Source organism: Kribbella sp. ALI-6-A (genome assembly GCF_001984195.1).
Taxonomy (GTDB): domain Bacteria; phylum Actinomycetota; class Actinomycetes; order Propionibacteriales; family Kribbellaceae; genus Kribbella.
Window position 1 is genome coordinate 295,727 of record NZ_MTQN01000007.1, and the last position, 21,271, is coordinate 316,997.

16 protein-coding genes are annotated in these 21,271 nt (G+C 70.8%); 11 read left to right on the forward strand and 5 right to left on the reverse strand.

The features are described 5' to 3' along the window. Positions 1 to 61 precede the first annotated feature (61 nt). The 3 genes from BWI15_RS05390 to dusB are packed head-to-tail and all read left to right on the forward strand — an operon-like array spanning position 62 to position 3,272. Positions 62 to 1,447 (forward strand): glycine--tRNA ligase, encoded by a 1,386-nt coding sequence (locus BWI15_RS05390; protein ID WP_077013165.1) that lies wholly within the window; start codon positions 62 to 64, stop codon positions 1,445 to 1,447. A gap of 2 nt (positions 1,448 to 1,449) precedes the next feature. Further along, entirely contained in the window at positions 1,450 to 2,112 is a 663-nt protein-coding gene (locus tag BWI15_RS05395) for a hypothetical protein (RefSeq protein ID WP_077013166.1), read from the forward strand. A gap of 2 nt (positions 2,113 to 2,114) precedes the next feature. Continuing rightward, the gene (gene dusB / locus BWI15_RS05400; RefSeq protein WP_269087156.1) at positions 2,115 to 3,272 is read left to right on the forward strand and encodes a tRNA dihydrouridine synthase DusB; all 1,158 of its coding nucleotides are present in this window, start codon (positions 2,115 to 2,117) and stop codon (positions 3,270 to 3,272) included. A gap of 90 nt (positions 3,273 to 3,362) precedes the next feature. On the opposite strand, the gene BWI15_RS05405 is transcribed toward dusB, so the two are convergent. Next, on the reverse strand, positions 3,363 to 4,190 hold the full coding sequence (locus BWI15_RS05405) for a DUF1028 domain-containing protein (RefSeq protein ID WP_077013168.1): 828 nt from the start codon (positions 4,188 to 4,190) through the stop codon (positions 3,363 to 3,365). A 90-nt stretch (positions 4,191 to 4,280) separates the two neighbouring features. On the opposite strand from BWI15_RS05405, the gene ligD reads away from it, so the two are divergent. Beyond that, positions 4,281 to 5,252: a non-homologous end-joining DNA ligase gene (gene ligD / locus BWI15_RS05410; RefSeq protein WP_077013169.1), complete on the forward strand. Its 972-nt coding sequence runs from the start codon at positions 4,281 to 4,283 to the stop codon at positions 5,250 to 5,252. A 21-nt stretch (positions 5,253 to 5,273) separates the two neighbouring features. Here the strand turns inward: ligD and BWI15_RS05415 are convergent, their stop codons facing one another. The 3 genes from BWI15_RS05415 to BWI15_RS05425 form a co-directional block, all read right to left on the reverse strand. Next, positions 5,274 to 8,687 (reverse strand): hypothetical protein, encoded by a 3,414-nt coding sequence (locus BWI15_RS05415; protein ID WP_077013170.1) that lies wholly within the window; start codon positions 8,685 to 8,687, stop codon positions 5,274 to 5,276. A 25-nt stretch (positions 8,688 to 8,712) separates the two neighbouring features. Beyond that, on the reverse strand, positions 8,713 to 9,687 hold the full coding sequence (locus tag BWI15_RS05420; protein ID WP_077013171.1) for a small ribosomal subunit Rsm22 family protein: 975 nt from the start codon (positions 9,685 to 9,687) through the stop codon (positions 8,713 to 8,715). A 126-nt stretch (positions 9,688 to 9,813) separates the two neighbouring features. Continuing rightward, positions 9,814 to 10,392 (reverse strand): TetR/AcrR family transcriptional regulator, encoded by a 579-nt coding sequence (locus BWI15_RS05425; RefSeq protein ID WP_077013172.1) that lies wholly within the window; start codon positions 10,390 to 10,392, stop codon positions 9,814 to 9,816. Positions 10,393 to 10,556: 164 nt separating this feature from the next. Between BWI15_RS05425 and BWI15_RS05430 the strand changes: the two genes are divergently transcribed. Continuing rightward, complete coding sequence (locus BWI15_RS05430) at positions 10,557 to 11,486, forward strand: alpha/beta hydrolase (RefSeq protein ID WP_077013173.1); 930 nt, start codon at positions 10,557 to 10,559, stop codon at positions 11,484 to 11,486. A 9-nt stretch (positions 11,487 to 11,495) separates the two neighbouring features. Here the strand turns inward: BWI15_RS05430 and mug are convergent, their stop codons facing one another. Then, positions 11,496 to 12,026: a G/U mismatch-specific DNA glycosylase gene (gene mug / locus BWI15_RS05435; protein ID WP_077013174.1), complete on the reverse strand. Its 531-nt coding sequence runs from the start codon at positions 12,024 to 12,026 to the stop codon at positions 11,496 to 11,498. 64 nt (positions 12,027 to 12,090) lie between these two features. Between mug and BWI15_RS05440 the strand changes: the two genes are divergently transcribed. The 6 genes from BWI15_RS05440 (at position 12,091) to ppdK (ending at position 21,200) form a co-directional block, all read left to right on the forward strand. Continuing rightward, positions 12,091 to 12,801 (forward strand): Clp protease N-terminal domain-containing protein, encoded by a 711-nt coding sequence (locus tag BWI15_RS05440; protein WP_077013175.1) that lies wholly within the window; start codon positions 12,091 to 12,093, stop codon positions 12,799 to 12,801. Between the two features lie 10 nt (positions 12,802 to 12,811). Then, on the forward strand, positions 12,812 to 14,095 hold the full coding sequence (locus BWI15_RS05445; protein WP_077013176.1) for a serine hydrolase domain-containing protein: 1,284 nt from the start codon (positions 12,812 to 12,814) through the stop codon (positions 14,093 to 14,095). Continuing rightward, positions 14,092 to 14,787, forward strand: coding sequence for a MerR family transcriptional regulator (locus BWI15_RS05450; protein ID WP_077013177.1), 696 nt, complete (start codon positions 14,092 to 14,094; stop codon positions 14,785 to 14,787). Before BWI15_RS05445 ends, BWI15_RS05450 begins: the two co-directional genes overlap by 4 nt. Before the next feature lie 41 nt (positions 14,788 to 14,828). Then, positions 14,829 to 16,226 carry an ATP-binding protein gene (locus BWI15_RS05455; protein WP_077013178.1) on the forward strand — a complete coding sequence of 466 codons (1,398 nt, stop codon included), beginning with the start codon at positions 14,829 to 14,831 and terminating at the stop codon, positions 16,224 to 16,226. A 33-nt stretch (positions 16,227 to 16,259) separates the two neighbouring features. Next, positions 16,260 to 18,251: a vWA domain-containing protein gene (locus tag BWI15_RS05460; RefSeq protein ID WP_077013179.1), complete on the forward strand. Its 1,992-nt coding sequence runs from the start codon at positions 16,260 to 16,262 to the stop codon at positions 18,249 to 18,251. 282 nt (positions 18,252 to 18,533) lie between these two features. Beyond that, positions 18,534 to 21,200, forward strand: coding sequence for a pyruvate, phosphate dikinase (gene ppdK, locus BWI15_RS05465; protein ID WP_077013281.1), 2,667 nt, complete (start codon positions 18,534 to 18,536; stop codon positions 21,198 to 21,200). Positions 21,201 to 21,271 lie beyond the last annotated feature (71 nt).

Here is a 21,271-nt window from a genome sequence, read left to right on the forward strand (position 1 = left end):
CCCCGGGCCGTTAGCCTGGACCCTTCCGTTCCACCACCTGTGTCTTTACTGGAGTCGAAAAGTGCCCGTGGATACCGTCGATGCCGTCGTCAGCCTCAGCAAGCGCCGGGGCTTCGTCTACCCGTGCGGCGAGATCTACGGCGGCACCCGGTCGGCGTGGGACTACGGACCGCTCGGTGTCGAGCTGAAGAACAACGTGCGCAACCAGTGGTGGCGCGCGATGGTGACGAGCCGTGACGACGTGGTCGGTCTGGACTCCTCGGTGATCCTGCCGACCAAGGTCTGGGAGGCCTCGGGGCACCTGTCGGAGTTCGTCGACCCGCTGACCGAGTGCCAGTCGTGCCACAAGCGGTTCCGTGACGACCACCTGCGCGAGGACTTCGCCCGGCGCAAGAACAAGGACGCCGACGAGGTCAAGCTGGCCGAGATCGCCTGCCCGAACTGCGGCAACAAGGGCACTTTCACCGAGCCGCGAATGTTCAACGGGCTGCTGAAGACCTACCTCGGCCCGGTCGAGTCCGAGGAAGGGCTGCACTACCTGCGCCCGGAGACCGCCCAGGGCATCTTCGTCAACTTCGCCAACGTGATGGGCACCGCGCGCAAGAAGCCGCCGTTCGGTATCGCCCAGGTCGGCAAGAGCTTCCGCAACGAGATCACCCCGGGCAACTTCATCTTCCGGACCCGGGAGTTCGAGCAGATGGAGATGGAGTTCTTCGTCGCCCCGGGCTCGGACGAGGACTGGCACGAGTACTGGCTGAAGACCCGCTGGGACTGGTACACCGGCCTCGGTCTCAACCCCGACAACATGCGCTTCTACGAGCACCCGAAGGAGAAGCTCAGCCACTACTCCAAGCGCACGGTCGACATCGAGTACAAGTTCAACTTCGGCGGCAAGGACTTCGACGAGCTCGAGGGCATCGCGAACCGGACCGACTTCGACCTGTCCACGCACAGCAAGCACTCCGGCGCCGACCTGTCCTACTTCGACCAGGAGAAGGGCGAGCGCTGGACGCCGTACGTGATCGAGCCGGCGGCCGGCCTGACCCGCAACGTGCTGGCGTTCCTGCTCGACGCCTACACCGAGGACGAGGCGCCGAACGCCAAGGGTGGCGTCGACAAGCGGACCGTGCTGCGCTTCGACCCGCGGCTGGCGCCGGTCAAGGCGGCCGTGCTGCCACTGTCGCGCAACGCCGACCTGTCGCCGAAGGCGAAGGACCTGGCCGCCGAGCTGCGTCAGGCCTGGAACGTCGACTTCGACGACGCCGGCGCGATCGGCCGGCGCTACCGCCGCCAGGACGAGATCGGTACGCCGTACTGCATCACCGTCGACTTCGACACGCTCGAGGACCACGCGGTGACGATCCGCGAGCGCGACTCGATGAAGCAGGAGCGGGTCGCCCTGACCGAGGTCACCGGGTACCTGGCCCAGCGCCTGGTGGGTTGCTGACGATGCGGGTCCGGATGGTGCTGGGGGTCGCGGCAGTCGGTGTGCTCGTGCTGTCCGGTTGTTCCGACACACCGTCGGACGATCAGGCAAGCAGTACGCCGCCGCCGTCCGCGCCGTCCGCCGGTCCGACCAGCGCTCCGATCCCGACGCCGTCGACGCCCTCGCTGACCCCGCTGCCGATGCCGTCGAAGCCGTGGCCGACCCCGAAGGTGACCGGTACGCCGGACGACGACGCCCCGCTGGCGAACCGGATCCGCTTCGCGATCGCCAAGCAGGTCCAGGTCGCCGCCGGCCGCGCCGCGACCACCAAGGTGACCTGCCCGGGCATCGACGAGGCCGACCAGCCGGGCACGCACACGCTGACCTGCACGGTGACCTACGCGGGCAAGACCTTCACCGGTCAGCTCACCGTCGAGGCCAAGCAGTACAGCGCGACGTACAAGTTCACCTCGGAGTCGGTCGCGATCGTGAAGCCGAAGGTCGTCGACGCCGTGCAGCGGGCGGCGTCGGGCGCCGCGAAGGTGACCTGCACAATGGATGACGTGACCGTCGTCAAGCACACCGCGCAGGGCATCGCCTGCGACGTGACCACCGTCGGCAACGCCGTCCAGCCGTACCGGGCGCGGATCTCCGGCAACGGCCAGGTCCTGGTGGCCAAGGCGTAACTGTGTCTACTCTCTCCCCACCCCACCACCCCGGTCAGGTGCTGAAGCTCGGCAACCTCACCATCGACACCCCCGTCGTGCTCGCGCCGATGGCCGGGATCACCAACGCGGCGTACCGGCGGCTGTGCGCGGAGCAGGGCGCGGGCCTGTACGTGTGCGAGATGATCACCTCGCGCGGCATCGTCGAGGGCGACCAGAAGTCGCTCGACATGCTCACCTTCGACGAGCGCGAGACGGTCCGCTCGGTCCAGCTGTACGGCGTCGACCCGGTCTACATCGGCCGCGCGGTCGAGCTGCTGTGCTCCGAGTACGGCGTCGCGCACATCGACCTGAACTTCGGCTGCCCGGTCCCGAAGGTGACCCGCAAGGGCGGTGGCGCCGCGCTGCCGTGGAAGCGCAACCTGCTCGGCGCGATCCTGCAGTCGGCGGTGAAGGCGGCCACGCCGTACGACGTACCGGTGACGATGAAGACCCGGATCGGGATCGACAGCGACCACCAGACCTACCTGGACGCCGGGCGGATCGCCGAGGAGTCCGGCGCGGCCGCGATCGGGCTGCACGGGCGGACGGCGGCGCAGGCGTACTCGGGTCAGGCCGACTGGACGAAGATCGCCGAGCTGGTCGAGCACGTGACCATCCCGGTGCTCGGCAACGGCGACATCTGGGAGGCCTCGGACGCGCTCCGGATGGTCGAGGAGACCGGGTGCGCCGGGGTGATCGTGGGCCGGGGATGCCTCGGCCGGCCGTGGTTGTTCCGCGACCTCGCGGTCGCGTTCGCCGGGGGCGAGGCGCTGAACCTGCCGACGCTGGGTGAGGTCGCGACGGTGATGCGCCGGCACGGTGAGCTGCTCGCGGGGCTGATGGGCGAGCAGCGCGGGCTGCGGGACTTCCGCAAGCACGTCCCGTGGTACCTGAAGGGCTTCCCGGCCGGCGGCGAGCTGCGCGCCGCGCTCGGCATGGTCGACTCGCTGGACCGGCTGGACGAGTTGCTCGCCCAGCTCGACCCGTCCGCCCCGTTCCCCGTCGCCGAGCTCGGCGCTCCTCGCGGTCGTCAGGGTTCACCTCGCGACCACGTCGTTCTTCCGCACGGCTGGCTCGACGACACCGACGGCCTGAACACCGACCTGGCCGACGCCGAGATCGGCGTCTCCGGCGGCTGAGCCGGACCGAACTCAGCCGAAGCAGCCGGTCCTGCGGAGATGGTTGGTCGCGGTCCGGTGACGGTTCCGCTTGATGCCTAGAGCAACTAATTACCCGGCTTGGGCCCGGAGATGCTCGAGCACCACGGGATCCAGCTGACCGGCGACGAGCCGCTCCTCGAAGTTCTCCGTCCCGGCCCAGGCATCCAGGGCATCGGCGAGCGGTGCGGTGTAGCCGAGCCGGCCGAGCAGGTCGGTGACCTCGTCGGCGAGTGCGCCCTCCAGCGGCAGCAGCTTGTCCGGGTCGGGCTCGCCGAAGTACAGCTCGTGCAGAGCGAGCAGTCGCCCCAGTTCCTCGACGGGATTGCGATGGTCGTCCACGCGCAGATCGATCGCGAGGTCCAGCACCCCGCCGTACGCCGCTGCGGCGCGCCAGACCCGGAGCGCGGCGCTCTGCCGTCCGCGCCGATCACCGCCCGCGCGGTCGCCGGCCGTCAGCGCCTCCAGCAGGCGACGCTCGAACGGCTCGTCGGCACGGTTGCGCCAAGCGTCCGCCATGGCCTGTACGACGTCCGGGCCGGCCAAAATGTTGCCCTGGACGGCGAATCCGTCCCCGGCCTGGCCGCCGGCCCAGTCCATGCACTCCGGACCGGTGAAGGTCGCGCCCCGGCCCGCGGCGTCGACCACACCGACCTGGCGGCTGTCGCGCCCGTCGTCGGAGCCGGTGAGCCGCGCGACCACCTCGTCGGCGGGCAGACCTGCCGCGAGCAGTTCGAGGCCGTCCGGGCCGTAGGAGAGGTTCGCCGCGGCCTGGGTCGCGACCGCGCCCGCACCGGCGCGTCCCCACGGCACGAGCGCGCCGACCGCCAGGAACTTCGAGGCCACCGCGACACCCCACGACGCCGACTCCACGTCGTACGCCACGATCGAGAACGTCATCGTCCACTCCCTCTGTCGACTCACCGGACCTGGGCCGCGGAACTCGTCGGGTAGACGCTGTTCGGCCGTCCGCAGTCTAGGCTCAACCCCATGGCGAGCACACCGGACGAGACGCGGGACGGGGTCGACCTGACCAACCTCGATCAGCCGCTGTTCGACGGCGCGGACGCGACCAAGCGGGACCTGGTCGACTACCTCGACGCGGTGCACGAGCGGATCCTGCCGGAGTTGCGGGAGCGGCCGTTGTCGGTGATGCGGGTCCGGCCGCGGCAGCAGCCGTTCATGCAGAAGAACGTGCCCAAGTACACGCCCGAGTGGGTGAAGACCGTGACGTTGTGGGCCGAGGCGTCCAAGCGCGATGTGTCGTACGCGCTGTGCGACGACCGGCGGACCCTGCTGTGGTTCGCGAACCAGCGCGCCGTCGAGTACCACCCGACCCTGATGCGCGCCGAGCGTTGGGACCGCGTCACCCATCTCGTGCTCGACCTCGACCCGCCGGAGGGGGAGACATTCCGGATGGCGGTGCAGGCGGCGCACCTGGTCCGCCAGGCGCTGACCGACTCCGGGCTCGCCGGGGCGGTGAAGACCAGCGGCGCGAAGGGTGTGCACGTCTACGTCCCGATCGACGACCAGATCTCGATCGAGGACGCCGCCGCGGCGACCCGCGCGATCGCGGCGCGAGCCGAGCGGATCGACCCGGCCGTCGCCACCACGGCGTACATCAAGGAGGACCGGGGCGGCAAGGTCTTCGTCGACTCGACCCGGTCCGGCGGCGCGACCGTCGTCGCGGCGTACAGCCCGCGCATTCGCCCCGGTACGCCGGTTTCGTTCCCGGTCGGCTGGGACGAGCTCGACAACGTCACCCCGCGCGACTTCACCATCCGCAGTACGCCGGGCCTGCTGGCGACCGCCGACCACTGGGCCGGCGAACTCCCGGCACCGCAGTCCCTGCCCGAGGACCTGCTCGAAGAGGGCCGCGCGATCCCGATCGCCCGCGTCGTCGCGATGCACGAAGGCAAACGCCGGGCGCGTGCCCGCCGCGACGCCGAAGAGAAGGGCTGACTGGCGTCTGCTGCGGGCCGGCTAGTTCTCCGGGCTGGTGGTGAGGTCCAGTGCGCGGTGACGGACGTCTTCGTCCGAGTGGTTGCGCAGAGCAACTAATACGTCCCGCCAGGCGGCGTTCCAGCCGGTCCGTGGGCCGGCTGCGGTCAGCAGGGCGTGGGTGATCAGGCCGTCGGTGAGGCTCGGGCTGGTGGCCAGTGTCGTGGCGACCGGGAGCAGGTCGTCCGGTGTCCAATGGGCTTCGGTACTGCTCAGGTGGCGGGCGATCAGGTCGGCCGCTGCTGCTGCCGCCAGGGGACGGTTGCCGAGCTCGGCGCTGATGGTCGCGAGGTCTTCGGCGAGGTGGGTCGGGCGGAGCGCCGCGGTGAGCAGCTTCGAGCGGAGCTGCAAGTACTGCGGATCCGTGAGCTCGTCGGCGATCGCGCGAAGGACCTGGCGATCCTCCACTGACCGGGCGCTCAATGCGGCCGTCGCGCGCTGGACGACGGTGGTCAGCCGCTGCCGGGCGGGGTGGTCGCGGTCCGGGAGCGCGTTCGGGACCTGCGGGTTGTTCTCCAGCCGCACCAGCAGCCGGACGGCTCCGGCCAGGTCGTCGACGCCGCGACCTGCGGCGACCATGGAGACCAGCGCGGTCGTGGCGTCGTTCCAGTTGCGCGAGGTCAGGTCGGTGATGAAAGCGGCGGTGACCGGCGCGGCTGCCGGATTCCAGCCGGCCCAGCGGTGCAGGGACAGCAGGGCGAGGCGCACGACCTCGGGCTCCGGGCGGTTGGTCACCGCGATCAGCAGGTCGGCGTAGCGGAACCGGTACTTCGCCGCCAGCCCGTACGGCGTCCGTTGCGTCAGCACCGTTGCGGTGGCCGCGCTGTCGTGGACCGCCTGCTGCAGCAACGCCCAGCTGGCCGGCTCGTGCAGCAGGTACTGCGAGGCCGCGCTGGTGATCGCGGCCCGCACGTCGCGATGCGCGTCGACCCAAGCCTCAGCCAGTACGCCGGCCGCGCCCGGTGCCCGGAGCTCGCCGAGCAGGCGGGCGGCTTCCTTGCGGGAGGTCACCTTCGCCCCCTCGCCCGCCAGGACCGGATGCAGGAGTCCGGCCAGTGTGCTCGGCCGGACGAACCGTGCCGCTCGGCGGGCCGCGTAGATGGCGACTCGGGCGCGGTCGTCGCCGGCGTGGGCGAGCAGCGCCGGGAGGGCGAGTTGCGGCTGGTCGCTCCAGGAGAGCGCCCTGAGCGCGGCCTCCTGCAGGTTTACGTTCTGGCTGGTCAGGAACGGCTCGACCGCCGTACGGCCGATGCCTGGCAGGCCGCCGAGCATCAGGACGGCTTCGACGCGGGTCCAGTCGGGGAGCTTCGGATGGTCGACGACACCGGCCACGACCTCGGCGTACCGGCGGTGCTGGCGGGGGAGCCAGCGGCGGAGAGCGGTCTCTCCGACTCGCCAGGGCGCGTGGGTGCGTTCGAAGATGCCGCTCCGGGCGGGATCGGCGAGAACGACGTCGAGCAGGTCGGTGCGGACCTCGGTGACGGCGGCCCAGACCGCGTCCCACTGGACCATGCCGAGGTCGCGGGCGATGATCCTGCCGACCCGCTCGGCCCGCGTCCGGTCCGGGGCGAGCCAGTGGTACGCGGCGGTGCCGACGGTGAACTCCTGGTTGGACCAGAGCGCGACTTCGAGCAGGCCGTGCAGGTGCTCGTTGTCCCAGCCGCGGCGGCCGAACGCCTCCGCGACGGCGAACAGCAGCTTGAACTCCGACCGCTCAGTCGCGCTCTCCAGGTACGGCCGGAGAGCGGCGTAGATCGCGCTCTCCCGGCCGCGCAGCAGTCCGTCGACGATGCCGTCCAGGTCGACCGTGCCGCGGTTCTCGGTGATCGCGGCGTGAGCGCGCAGGCCCCAGTCGAGCAACGCCGATTGGTTGCGCTGGGCCCCTTGATGGACGGCGCGGCGCGCGATCTCGGTGAGTGCGGCGCGGCTCGGCCAGGAGGTGTCGGGCGCCTCGAGGGCGTCGGTGAGCAGGGTCTGCAGCGGTTCGACCAGTTCGTCGCTCAGCACAGATGGCGGAAGTTCGGACGCCGCGGTGAGCACGGACTGCCGGACCGGGTCGCGGTCGTTGCGGACCCGAGCGGCCCAAGAGAGCGCTTCCTGGACCGGCGCCGCTGCCCGCGACCGGCCTGCTGACGAGACGACGGCGCGGTAGACCGCGGCTCGGTCCGCTGCTTCGGGGCGGTTGATCTCGGGCTCGAGCAGGGCGAACGCTTCGTCGTACGGCAGGTAGGAGACGACGTCCCAGCGGCGATGCAGATCGGCGGCGACGCTCGGCACGGCGAGCATGCGGCGTGCCTGCTCGGTGCGCGTGGCCCGGGGGAGAACGTCGAGGAGATCGCCGGAGAGCGCGCTCTGGGAGAGGTCGACGTCTCTGGTCACCAAGGTGAAAACACTCGCCCGGCGCGACGGCGGAAGGTCGCGCAGGAGCCCGCTCAGAGCGCTACCGATCGGGCCGGTCCATTGCGCGGGCCGTGAGACCGGCCCGCCGTAACCGGCGCGACCGCCTGCGGCGCCGTCCCACAAGAGCCGGCCCAGCGCGGCCAGTTCGTCGTCGGCGTATCGGTGGAGGCGGCGCCGGAACGCTGGAGTGAGCGCTCTCCCGAGCGATCTCGCCCGGTCGGGCGCGAGCAGCAAGGCGAGTACTCCGGCCTGGTCGACGTCGGTCAGCCGGCCGAGGACGGTGACCACGGCCCACGGAAGCTCGTCGGCCGGCAGCGCGCTCTTGATCAGTCCGAGGACCCGCGTCGAGTCGTGGTCGAGCGCCGCGGTGACCCCGTGGCCCACGCCCTGCCACCACTCGTCGCGATCGGAACCCGTGGGCAGCGTGTCGCTCGCGTACGCGAGCACGACCTCGGGGTGGCGTCGGGTCAGCCGCTGCCACTGACTGGGCGAGAGGCAGTAGGCCAGCTCGGGCAGCAGGCGCCGTACGGTCTCGTCGTCGGTGCTGTCGAGCAGCGCGGCGGCGTACTGGTCTCCCCAGCGGTCCCGCTGCTCGTCGATCAGCCGTGCGGCGAGAAGACGGCGGCCGGTCCGGCGGATCACCTGCAGCAGCTTCGGCCGGAGCGCGGCGGGAGCGTCGTCGTGCAGGATCCGCAGGTCGTCGTCCGAGACCGCCGGCGCGCCGGATCGGGTCCAGCGGCCGACCGCGGCCAGCGCACGAGCTTGCACCGAGGGGTCGCGGTCTCTCAGCAGACCGGCGACGTACGCCGTACTGCCGGTGATCTGCGCGATCTGGAGCCCGATCACCTTCTGGTCGGCCGGGCCGCTGCCCAGCTCACCGAGCAGTTCGGTCAGCTCGGCGGTGCCGCGGAGCCGAAGCGCTTCCTGCGCGATGGTTCGCGCACGGTCGGCGTACGGGAGTTGGTCGATCGACCGAAGCAGATCAGCGGCTCGCATGGGCCCATCCTGCCGACCGCCGGTGTCAGCCGGGCCAGGGGTCGCCGAACTCGGTGTTCCGGGCGGCGCGGTAGAGCACGCCTTGGCGTTTGGAGACGATCTCCTCGCGCAGCTCGCCGTCGCCGGTGCACAGCCGCAGCGACACCAGGCCCTTGCGCTGCTGGGGATGGCGGACGACCCGGTTGGCGGCCTGGGCTTGCAGCGTCGGGCTGGTGACGACGTACGAGAACTTCTCGTCCTCGAAGCCGAGCTCGGCGCCTTTGGTACGCCGGTGGACGGCGCTGCGGTTGACGCGGCTGGTGAAGTGGCACCAGTCGCGGCCGCGCGGGATCGGGCAGGCCAGGTTGTGCGGGCAGGGGGCGATCAAACGGTGTCCGGCGGCGATCAGCTGGTCGCGGGCGGCGACGATGCGTTCGTAGCCGCCGGGGGTGCCGGGTTCGATCAGCGCGACCAGGCCCTGCTGCGTGGCGAGCTGTGCGACGAGGTCCTGCTGCTGGGCCGGGGAGAGCTCGCTGAGTACGTAGGAGACGGTGACGAGGTCCGCGGACGCGAAGGTGGTCTGGTCGAGGCGGCCGGTGGTCCAGGTCGCGTCGCGGACCGTGGGGGACTCGGCGTTCAGCGCGAGTTTCTTGCCGAGGGCAATCGCTTCGGGGACCTGCTCCAGCACGGTGGCGGCGGACAGCGCCGGCCAGACGTCGGTCGCGGCCCAGAGCGCGGCGCCGGTGCCGCCGCCGATGTCGAGCTGCTGGGCCGGCGTGAAGTCGGGCAATTGCAGGGCGACCTGCTCGAGCGCTGACCGGACCGCGGCGAAGGTCGCCGGCATCCGGTACGCCGAGTAGGTGATCACGTCGGCGGGCGTCGCCATGATCGGGGTGGTGGCGGCTTGTTCCTCGCGGTAGCGGGTGCTCAGGCGCTGGAACGTGGCGGTGAGCTGGGCGCCGGGAACGCTGCTCAGCGCCGCGTCGAGCGCGGTCCGCAGATCCTGCGGCAGGTCAGCCATCGTCCGTCCTTCGTTTGCGCCGGCAACCCGCGAATCCTATGCGTCGAGGAAGGAAGCACGGACAACGGCCGGGCGTGAGGAAGGGACATCGGCGGGCCGCAGGACTGAGCGGGGGACGGCAGGCCGTCAGGACTTGGCGGGCAGCGAAGCCTGCATCAGCAGGACCGCGGCCTCGCGGGCGTGCCGGGCCGGCTCGGCGGACCCGGAGATCGCCGACGTGGTGATCGCCCCTTCGCTGAGCAGGATCAGGTGGTCGGCCAACCGCTGGGGATCGGGTGCGCCGGCGGCCTCGGCGAGTTCGGTGAGCGCTTGGCGGAAGCCGGCCTTGTGCTGCTGGGCCAGCTCGGCGACGCGGGGCGAGACGGCGCCGAGTTCACCGAAGGAGTTGATGAACGCGCACCCCCGGAAGTCGCGCTGGGTGAACCACGTGTGCAGGAACTCGAAGACCGCCAGGATCCGTTCGCGCGGATCGGTCGCGGCGTCGACGTGCTCGGCGAGCATGTCCTTCCACTGCTGGTCGCGCTGGTGCAGGTACGCCTCGATCAGCGCGTCCTTGGACGGGAACAGCTGGTAGAGCCGCTTCAGCGAGACGCCGGACGCCGTTCGGATCGCGTCCATTCCGACGGACTGCACGCCGCGTTCGTAGAACAGCGCGTCGGCCGCCTCCAGCACCTGCCGCTGCGCGGTCGCCGTGTCGATCGCCATCTGTTCAGCCTCCACCATCTCGCTGCCGTCGACCGCGCCACCACAGCGCGGTCCCGGGTGATCCAGGACACCCCGCTTGCGCGGAGAACCAACGTTCTCTAGAGTACCGGACATCGAGTGAGAACGACCGTTCTCACCGAGCTGATCTTCTGGAGGAGAGTCCGATGACCGTCCTGGAGCCCGCCGCCCAAGCCTTCGCCGACGCGACCGCACAGCCCCCGTTCCTGTTCCAGCTCGACCCGGCCGACGGTCGCAAGCTGGTCGACGAGGTGCAGACCACCGACTACCCGAAGCTGCCGGTCGACGAGCAGTGGATCACCGCCGCCGACGGCACCAAGGCGCGGATCGTGAAGCCGGCCGGTACGACGAGCGACCTGCCGGTCATCCTCTACATCCACGGCGCCGGCTGGGTCTTCGGCAACGCGCACACCCACGACCGCCTGGTCCGCGAGCTGGCCGTCGGCGCCGGTGCCGCGGTTGTCTTCCCCGAGTACGACCGGTCGCCCGAGGTCCGGTACCCGCACGCGATCGAGCAGGCCTACTCGGTCGCCCGCTGGATCGTTGCCGAGGGCAAGAGCGAGGACCTGGATGCGACCCGGCTGGCGATCGCCGGCGACTCGGTCGGTGGCAACATGACCGCCGCCGTGACGCTGCTGGCCAAGGAGCGGGGCGACCTGACCTTCAAGCAGCAGGTGCTGTTCTACCCGGTCACCGACGCGTCGTTCGACACCGCGTCGTACCGCGAGTTCGCCGAGGGCTACTTCCTGCAGCGCGATGGGATGAAGTGGTTCTGGGACCAGTACACCCAGGACGAGAACGAGCGCAACCAGATCACCGCGTCACCGCTGCGGGCGACCACGGAGCAGCTGACCGGTCTGCCGACCGCGCTGGTGATCACCGCTGAGGCTGACGTCCTGCGCGACGAGGGTGAGGCGTACGCCGCGAAGCTGCGCGAGGCCGGCGTCGCCGTCACCGCCGTGCGGTTCGGCGGAATCATCCACGACTTCGTGATGCTCGACGCGCTGCGCGACACCCACGCCGCCACCGCGGCGATCGCCCTGGCGGTCAGCACCCTGCGCTCCGCGCTCGCCTGACCTGCCCGGTCAGGCCGCGGAGCCGGTGAGATCGGGCAACGCGGCGGCGGTCCGCAGGTCACCGAAGACCCCGGCGAGTTTCGGCAACGTGTAGTGCGCGTTCAGGCCGCTGGGGTTCGGCAGGACCCAGACCCGGGTCGAGCCGATCGTGCGGTCCTGCCGGCCGATCGTGGCCTTCGGCAACGAAAAGGCGTCCCGGTAGGCCGTGATGCCGACCACCGCCAGCCAGTCGGGCTCGAACTCCAGCACCTTGCGCACCAGGTTCTCCCCGCCGGCCCGGAACTCGGCCTTGCTGAGCTCGTCGGCCCGCGCGGACGGCCGGTCGACGACATTGGTGATCCCGAGCCCGAGGTCCAGGATCTCGCCTTGTTCGGCCGGCTTCAGCAGTCGGGGCGTGAAGCCGGCCAGGTGCAGGGCCGGCCAGAATCGGTTGCCGGGCCGGGCGAAGTGGTGACCGGTCGCGGCGGACACCAGCCCGGGGTTGATGCCGCAGAAGAGGACCCGAAGGCCGGGCTTGATCAGATCGTCGAGCGGCTGCATGCGCCCACTCTATTTCGTCAACCCAGGGTTGACGGCGACGCGGTCGTCAACCTAGAGTTGACGCATGACTCCAGGACCTGATCTGCAGCAACTCATCGACACCATCCGCCACGACGCCGGCACCGACGACGTCCTCCAGCAACTCGCGACCGCCTCCAGCACGATCTCCGATCTGACCGCCACCTCCGACGCCGCGCTCGGCTACTTCGTCGACCGGGCCCGCGGCGCCGGCAAGTCGTGGGTCGAGATCAGCAGCGTGCTCGGCGTCAGCAAGCAGGCCGCGCACAAGCGGTTCGCCGACTCCTGGCCGGCCAAGCTCGACCTCGACCGCTTCACGCTGCGGACGAAGGTGGTCATCCAGGCCGCCTCCGCCATCGCCCGCGAGCGCGGCCAGGGCTTCGTCGGTGCCGAGCACCTGCTGCTCGGTCTGTTCACCGAGCCGCAGTCGATCGCCACGCTGCTGATGACCGAGGCCGGGGTGACCGAGGACGGCGTCCAGGCCGCGATCGACGCCGAGGCGCCGCCGGTCGCCGCCGGCGACGTCCCGGCCGACGAACTCCCGCTGACTCCGCGGGCCTCGCACGTGATCGGGCAGGCGACCGAGGAGGCGCTGCTGCTCGGCCACAACTACGTCGGCACCGAGCACCTGCTGCTCGCCTTCTACCACTACCCGGCGGGCGTCGCGGCCAAGGTGCTGACCCAGCTCGGACTGCCCGAGCAGGCCGCACGCCACGGCGTCCGGGCCGCTCTCGAGAAGCTCACCGGGGGCAAGTAGTTTTGGCCTCGTGCCTGACTGGACCGCGAGACTGACGCACCTGGCCACGAAGTACGACGTACCGGGCGCGGTGCTCGGCCTGTGGGTCGACGGCGAGCAGACCATCGCGCCGTACGGCGTGCTGAACCGGCGGACCGGCGTCGAGACCACGGCCGACTCGGTCTTCCAGATCGGCTCGGTGACCAAGCCCTGGACGGCGACGATGATCGTCCAGCTGGCCGCCGAGGGTCGGCTGGCGCTGGACGACGCGGTGGTCGAACTGTTGCCCGAGGCATCGATCGATCCGCGGATCACGGTCCGGCAGCTGCTCACCCACACCAGCGGGATCGACGGCGACGTGTTCACCGACACCGGACGCGGTGACGACTGCGTCGAGCGGTACGTCGCCCTGCTGGCCGACGTACCGCAGCTGTTCGAGCCCGGTACGGCGTACTCGTACTGCAACGCCGGATTCGTCCTGCTCGGGCGGATCATCGAGGTGCTCGACGGCCGGACCTGGGACGAGTCCCTTCGGGCCCGGCTGGTCGAGCCGCTCGGGCTGACCGCGACGACAACCCTGCCCGAGGAGGCGATCCTGCACCGCGCGGCGGTCGGGCACGTCGGCGGCGACGGCTCGGTGGTGTCGACGTGGCAGCTGCCGCGCAGCATCGGTCCGGCCGGAACGATCGCAGCCACGGCCGAGGACGTGCTGAAGTTCGCGCAGCTGCACCTCGACGAGTACGCCGGGATGCGCGAGCCGCAGGTCACGTACCCGGGCAGGACCGGCGGACTGGCCGAGATCGGGCTGGCCTGGCGGTTGTACGACTGGTCGGGCCGCCGGCTGTTCGGGCACGACGGGATGACGATTTCGCAGCTCGCCTTTCTCCGGATCGACCCGGAGGCGAGGATCGCGTTCTGCCTGCTGACCAACTCGGGCAACGCACCGGCGCTGTTCGACGAGCTGGCGACCGAGGTCTTCACGCACCACACCGGGGTCGGTGTGCCCGCCGCGCCCCGACCGGCGGAAGAAGCGGTGCCGGCCGACCGGCATCTCGGCCGGTACCAGCGGGCGAGTGCGGCGATCGAGGTGCTGCGGCGGGACGGCAAGCTGCTGCTCACCTACCAGGCGACGGGGGACCTGCGGACGTTCGCCGAGGAGCCGGTACGGGAGTTCGAGCTCCTGCCGACCGAGCCGCTGGACGGCGACCACTACGTCACCCGGGAGTCCGAGGGCCAGCCGTGGACGCCGATCACGTTCCGGCCGTCGTACTTGTTCACCTCCGGCCGGGTGACGCCGCGGGTGGATCGCGGATGAGCCTGCGGCCGGTCGACCTCGCGCGGCGGGTCGGGGTGTCGACCCAGCTGATCCGGAACTACGAGGCGGCCGGTGTGCTGCCCGAGGCGCCGCGAACCGAGAGCGGCTACCGCCAGTACGACGAACAGCACCTCGCCGCGTTGCTGACCTATCGTGCGCTCGCGCCGGGCTTCGGTGCCGAGAGCGCGCAGCTGATCATGCGCGCGGTGCACGACGGGGACGTGGAACTGGCATTGCGGGTGGTCGACCAGTGTCACGCGGAGCTGCACGAGCAACGCCGGGCCACGGACACCGCCAGCGAGGCACTGGGCGCGGCGGCCGAGCAGTTCCTCGACGGTCAGCCGGTGGCGGGCCCGCCGCTGCGCGTCGGCGAGCTGGCTCATCAGCTGGGCATCAGGACGTCGGCGTTGCGGGTGTGGGAAGCCGCCGGGCTGCTCACGCCGGCCCGCGAACGCGGCACGAACTACCGCCGCTACCAGCCGGCCCAGGTACGGGACGCGCGGATCATTCACATGTTGCGCCAGGGCCGCTACAGCTTCGACCAGATCCGGCCGGTGCTGGAGGGACTTCGCCGTACCGGCAGCACCGAGGCGCTCCGGGCCGCTGTCGCCGAGCGCAGGGCTGCGCACGACCGGCGGACCAGGGCGATGCTGCACGGCGCGGCACTGCTGGACGGGTACCTCAACCGATAACCGCGGGTGTTTGTTGGGGTGAGCGAGCTAACGTCGTCAGGGTGACTAGTGCACCTGCTGACCTTCCCCGGAAGGCGGGCGAGCTTCGCGCCGCCGGTTACCTTCCCCGCACCATCAAAGCCGAGATCCGCGACAACCTGCTGACCAAGCTGCGCGCCGGCGACGACCCGTGGCCCGGCATCGTCGGGTTCTCCCGAACCGTGATTCCCCAGCTCGAGCGGGCACTGCTCGCCGGGCACGACGTCGTCCTGCTCGGTGAGCGTGGCCAGGGCAAGACCCGCCTGCTGCGCACGCTGATCGGGCTGCTCGACGAGTGGACGCCCGTGATCGAGGGAGCGGAGCTGCCCGAGCACCCGCTCGACCCGATCACGCCGGCCTCGCAGCGCCGGGCCGCCGAGCTCGGCGACGACCTCCCGGTCGCCTGGTTGCACCGCGACCTGCGGTACGCCGAGAAGCTGGCGACGCCGGACACGTCGGTCGGTGACCTGATCGGCGACGTCGACCCGGTCAAGGTCGCCGAGGGCCGCAGCCTCGGTGACCCCGAGACGATCCACTTCGGACTGGTCCCGCGGGCGCACCGCGGCATCGTCGCGATCAACGAGCTGCCCGACCTGGCCGAGCGGATCCAGGTCGCGCTGCTGAACGTGATGGAGGAGCGCGACATCCAGGTCCGTGGCTACACGCTGCGGCTGCCGCTCGACGTGTTGCTGGTGGCAACGGCCAACCCGGAGGACTACACCAACCGCGGCCGGATCATCACGCCGCTGAAGGACCGGTTCGGCGCCGAGGTCCGGACCCACTACCCGCTCGACGTGGACGCCGAGGTGGACGTCGTGCGGCAGGAGGCCGAGCTGACCGCCGAGGTCGGCGAGCCGCTGCTGGAGGTGCTGGCGCGGTTCGTCCGGCACCTGCGGGAGTCGACGGCGATCGACCAGCGGTCGGGTGTGTCCGCCCGGTTCGCGGTGGCGGCGGCCGAGACGGTCGCGGCCGCGGCGCTACGGCGCAGCGCGATCACCGGCGAGGAGCCGGCCGTCGCTCGCCCGGTCGACCTCGAGGCCGTGCCCGCCGTACTGCGGGGCAAGCTGGAGTTCGAGCCTGGTGAGGAAGGGCGCGAGACGGAGCTGCTGGAGTACCTGCTGCGCCGGTCCGTCGCCGACACCGCGCGCGAGCGCTTCGCCGGACTGGACCTGACGCCGCTGGCGAACGCGGTGGCCGAGGGCCACTTGGTGACGACCGGTGAGCGCATTCCTGGGCGCGACGTGCTGTCGGCGTTGCCCGAGCTGCCGGTGCTGCACGACGTCGCGGCGCGGGCGGGAGTCGAGGCCGATGACTCCCCGGGCCGGATCGCGGCGGCGGTCGAGCTCGCGCTGGAAGCGCTCTACCTGTCGAAACGACTGGCCAAGGACGCCGACGACGACACCACGGTCTACGGGGTCTGACATGAGTCCGGTAAGCCCGGAAGGAGGGCTGAGATGACCGCTGCGATTCCCGAAGGCTGGTCGTACGGGCCCTGGCACGAAGGGCCGGATCCGCTGGCGCCACCGGTGGATCTGCGGGACGCGCTCGACGAGCTCGGTCGCGACGTGATGGCCGGGTCGTCCCCGCGGTCGGCGCTGGAGGAGCTGCTCCGGCGCGGCACGCGGAACACCCAAGGCCTCGACGACCTCACCCGCCGGCTGTGGGAGCGGCGCCGCGAGATCCAGTCCCGGCACAACCTCGAAGGCACCTTGCGCGACGTCCAGCGGCTGCTCGACGAAGCGCTGGAGGCCGAGCGGCACGACCTGTTCCCGAACCCGTCCGACGACGCCCGCTTCCGCGAGGCGCAGCTCGACGCGTTGCCGTCCGGTACGGCGGCCGCCGTACGGGAGCTGGCCGAGTACGACTGGCAGTCGCCGCAGGCACGGCAGAAGTACGAACAGATCCGCGAGCTGCTCGGCAAGGAGCTGCTCGGCTCGCGCTTCGAGGGCATGAAGGAAGCGCTGCAGAACACCACACCCGAGGATGTCGCGCGGGTCAACGAGATGCTCGCCGACCTGAACGCGTTGCTCGCCGCGCACGCGCAGGGCCGGCCGGACGTCGACCAGCTGTTCGAGCAGTTCATGGCCGACCACGGCGACTTCTTCCCGGAGAACCCGCGCACGGTCGACGAGCTGATCGACGCGCTGGCCCGGCGGGCGGCCGCGGCGCAACGGATGATGAACTCGATGACGCCGGAGCAGCGGGCCGAGCTGGCTCAGCTCTCGCAGCAGGCGTTCGGCAGTCCGGAGCTGTCGCAGCAGCTGTCCCAGCTCGACGCGCAATTGCAGGCGCTGCGGCCGGGCGAGGACTGGTACTCCGGTGAGCGGATGAGCGGCGACGACCCGCTCGGCCTGGTCGAGGGCGCGCAGGCGATGAACGACCTGGCCGAGCTGGACGCGTTGGCCGAGCAGCTGTCGCAGTCGTACCCGGGCGCCCGGCTGGAGGACATCGACCTCGACGCACTGACCAGGCAGCTCGGCGACGAGGCGACGGTCGACGCGCGCCGGCTGAGCGAGCTCGAACGCGAGCTGCGCAACCAGGGTCTGCTGGAGCGTGCTCCGGACGGATCGCTCAGGTTGTCGCCGAAGGCACTGCGGCAGCTCGGGCAGACCGCGCTGTCCGACGTACTGCGTACCGCGCGTGGGCAGTCGGGCGAGCGGGAGTCGGCGTCGGCCGGGGCCGCGGGGGAGTTGAGTGGTTCGACCCGGCCGTGGCAGTTCGGCGACACCCAGTCGTGGGACGTGCCGCGGACGATTCGCAACGCCGTACTGCGCACGGCCGGCGAGCCGATCGCGGCGAAGGTCGGCGGGCGGGCTGACGGCCGGGTGCGGCTCGACGTGGCTGATGTCGAGATCGCGGAGACCGAGCACCGGGCGCGGGCGGCGGTGGCGTTGCTGGTGGACACCTCCTGGTCGATGGTCCAGGAGAACCGCTGGCTGCCGATGAAGCGGACGGCGCTCGCGCTGCACCAGCTGATCTCGACGCGCTACCGCAACGACGCCCTCCAGCTGATCACCTTCGGCCGGTACGCCGGGGTGGTGGAGCTGCCGCAGCTGATCGGGCTCGAAGGCACCTGGGAGCAGGGCACCAACGCGCACCACGCGCTGCTGCTCGCAGGTCGGCACCTGCGGCGGCACCCGGACGCCCAGCCCGTCGTGCTGATGGTGACCGACGGCGAACCGACGGCCCACCTGGAGCCGGACGGAACGGCGGAGTTCTCCTACCCGCCGGAGCCGGCCACCCTGCGCAAGACGATCTTCGAGGTCGACCGGCTGGCCAAGCTCGGTGCCTCACTGACCGTCTTCCGGCTCGGCGACGATCCGCGGCTGGAGGCGTTCGTGGATCTGCTCGCCCGGCGCAGTGGTGGGCGAGTGCTGGCGCCCGACGCCGACGGGCTCGGCGCGGCCGTGGTCGGCGACTACCTGAGGACGCGTCGCAAGCTCTGACCCGCTGGACCCGAAGCAGGGTGTCTACCCATCTCGAAGGTGGGTGACACCCTGCTTCGGCGTTTCGACGGAAAAGTCACACGATGTCCTGCGTTGTCAACGTGGCAAGGGCTTTCCGTCGACGCTCGTGTGGGCAGCATCACGATCTCTGCGTGAGACCAGTGTTCAACTGGACTGGTTTTTGGGCTTACTCTGAAAAAACGCCCCCGCCACCGGAGCCGGACAGGCCAGCGGCCACCGCCGCGACCGTTCACCGCATCGCTCGATCACCTGGGAGTGACTGTGCCGAAACTCGTCTACGACTTCTCCGAAGGCAACAAGGACATGAAAGAGTTGCTCGGAGGGAAGGGGGCGAACCTGGCCGAGATGACCAATCTCGGTCTGCCGGTGCCGCCCGGCTTCACCATCTCCGCCGAGGCGTGCAAGGTCTATCTGGCCACCGGCTCGGTGCCCGCGGAGCTGGCCGACGAGATCGACCACCACATCGACGCCCTGCAGCAGAAGATGGGCAAGAAGCTCGGCCAGGCCGACGACCCGCTGCTGGTTTCGGTCCGTTCCGGTGCCGCGGTGTCGATGCCCGGAATGATGGAGACCGTGCTCAACGTCGGGCTGAACGACGACTCGGTGAACGGTCTGGCCCACCAGTCCGGCAACCCGCGCTTCGCCTGGGACGCCTACCGGCGGCTGATCCAGATGTTCGGCAAAACCGTGCTGGGCATGGAAGGTGACGTCTTCGAGGACGCGCTCGACGCGGCCAAGCAGGCCAAGGGCGCGAGCAGCGACCTCGACCTGGACGCCGAGGATCTGAAAGCCCTGGTCGGCACCTTCAAGGCCGCCGTCCGTGACCACACCGGCCGGGACTTCCCGCAGGACCCGCGCGAGCAGATGGACCTGGCGATCGAGGCCGTGTTCGGCTCGTGGAACTCCGAACGCGCCATCCTCTACCGCCGGCAGGAGCGGATCGCGACCGACCTCGGCACCGCGGTGAACATCTGCTCGATGGTCTTCGGCAACCTCGGCATGGACTCCGGCACCGGCGTCGCGTTCACCCGCGACCCGTCCAGCGGCCAGCCCGGCGTGTACGGCGACTACCTGCAGAACGCGCAGGGCGAGGACGTCGTGGCCGGCATCCGCAACACGGTGCCGCTGGCCGACCTCGAACAGATCGACAAGGCGTCGTACGACGATCTGATGCGGATCATGGCCACGCTCGAAGGCCACTACCGCGACCTGTGCGACATCGAGTTCACCGTCGAGCGCGGCAAGCTGTGGATGCTGCAGACCCGGGTCGGCAAGCGAACCGCCGCGGCGGCGTTCCGGATCGCGACCAGCCTGGTCGACGAGGGCGTGATCGACATCGACGAGGCGCTGAAGCGGGTCAAGGGTGCCCAGCTCGCGCAGCTGATGTTCCCGCGGTTCGACTCGGACGCGGACAAGAAGCTGCTGACCAAGGCGATCGGCGCCTCGCCGGGCGCGGCCTCCGGCACGGTGGTCTTCACCTCGGCGGCCGCCGTCGCCGCCGCCGAGCGCGGCGAGAAGGTGATCCTGGTCCGGCGGGAGACCAACCCCGACGACCTGCACGGCATGATCGCCGCCCAGGGCATCCTGACCAGCCGCGGCGGCAAGACCTCGCACGCGGCCGTGGTCGCGCGTGGCATGGGCAAGACCTGTGTCTGCGGCGCCGAGGAGCTCGACGTCAGCGCGTCCGCGGAGACGATCAGCGTGAACGGTACGTCGATCGGCCCGGGCGAGGTGATCTCGATCGACGGCACCACCGGCGAGGTGTTCCTCGGCGAGGTACCGGTCGTGCCGTCGCCGGTCGTGCGGTACTTCGAGGGCACGCTCGCGCCGGACTCCGGCGACGAGCTGGTCGAGGCCGTGCACCGGCTGATCACGCACGCCGACGAGACCCGCCGGCTCGGCGTACGGACGAACGCCGACACCGCCGACGACGCGGCCCGGGCCCGCCGGTTCGGTGCCCAGGGCATCGGTCTGTGCCGGACCGAGCACATGTTCCTCGGCGAACGCCGGGAGTCGGTCGAGCGGCTGATCCTGGCCGAGGACGACGCCGAGCGCGACGCGGCGCTGGCCGAGCTGGAACCCTTGCAGCGCGGCGACTTCCTCGAGCTGCTCGACGCGATGGACGGGCTGCCGGTGACGATCCGGCTGATCGACCCGCCGCTGCACGAGTTCCTGCCCTCGATGGAGGACCTCGCGGTCAAGGTCGCGCTGGCCAAGGAGCGGGGCGAGGAGCCGGGGCACGACGTGAAGCTGCTGGCCGCGGTCGAGCGGCTGCACGAGCAGAACCCGATGCTCGGACTGCGCGGCGTACGGCTCGGGCTGATGATCCCCGGCCTGTTCGCGATGCAGGTCCGCGCGATCGCGTCGGCGGCGGCCGAGCTGCGCAAGCAGGGCAAGGATCCGCGGCCGGAGATCATGATCCCGCTGGTCGGTGCGATCCAGGAGCTGCAGCTGGCCCGGGACGAGGTCGAGGGCGTGCTGAACGAGGTGGCCGAGGCTTCCGGTGTGGAGTGGACCACGCCGATCGGCACGATGATCGAGCTGCCGCGGGCGGCGGTGATCGCGGACCAGATCGCCGAGGCGGCCGACTTCTTCTCCTTCGGCACCAACGACCTGACCCAGACCACCTGGGGCTTCAGCCGCGACGACGTCGAGGGCTCGTTCTTCTCCCGCTACCTGGAGAAGGGCATCTTCGCGGTGTCGCCGTTCGAGTCGATCGACCGCGAGGGCGTCGGCAGCCTGGTCCGCACCGGCGTCGAGCGCGGCCGGGCCACCCGTCCCGACCTGAAGCTCGGCATCTGCGGCGAGCACGGCGGCGACCCGGACAGCATCCACTTCTTCCACGAGGTCGGGCTGGACTACGTCTCCTGCTCGCCGTTCCGCATCCCGGTCGCGCGCCTCGAGGCCGGACGCGCCGCGCTGGACTGAGCACCCGCCCGCCCGGGCGTCGTACCGGGCGGGCCGCAGGACCGACTCCCGCGCGCCGGATGCCCTAGCCT

Coding starts and splice junctions, on each gene's coding strand:
- BWI15_RS05395 (WP_077013166.1), top strand. CDS start 1,450: ATGCGGGTCCGGATGGTGCTGGGGGTCGCGGCAGTCGGTGTGCTCGTG.
- BWI15_RS05405 (WP_077013168.1), bottom strand. CDS start 4,190: ATGACGTTCTCGATCGTGGCGTACGACGTGGAGTCGGCGTCGTGGGGT.
- ligD (WP_077013169.1), top strand. CDS start 4,281: ATGGCGAGCACACCGGACGAGACGCGGGACGGGGTCGACCTGACCAAC.
- BWI15_RS05415 (WP_077013170.1), bottom strand. CDS start 8,687: ATGCGAGCCGCTGATCTGCTTCGGTCGATCGACCAACTCCCGTACGCC.
- BWI15_RS05420 (WP_077013171.1), bottom strand. CDS start 9,687: ATGGCTGACCTGCCGCAGGATCTGCGGACCGCGCTCGACGCGGCGCTG.
- BWI15_RS05425 (WP_077013172.1), bottom strand. CDS start 10,392: ATGGCGATCGACACGGCGACCGCGCAGCGGCAGGTGCTGGAGGCGGCC.
- BWI15_RS05430 (WP_077013173.1), top strand. CDS start 10,557: ATGACCGTCCTGGAGCCCGCCGCCCAAGCCTTCGCCGACGCGACCGCA.
- mug (WP_077013174.1), bottom strand. CDS start 12,026: ATGCAGCCGCTCGACGATCTGATCAAGCCCGGCCTTCGGGTCCTCTTC.
- BWI15_RS05440 (WP_077013175.1), top strand. CDS start 12,091: ATGACTCCAGGACCTGATCTGCAGCAACTCATCGACACCATCCGCCAC.
- BWI15_RS05450 (WP_077013177.1), top strand. CDS start 14,092: ATGAGCCTGCGGCCGGTCGACCTCGCGCGGCGGGTCGGGGTGTCGACC.
- BWI15_RS05460 (WP_077013179.1), top strand. CDS start 16,260: ATGACCGCTGCGATTCCCGAAGGCTGGTCGTACGGGCCCTGGCACGAA.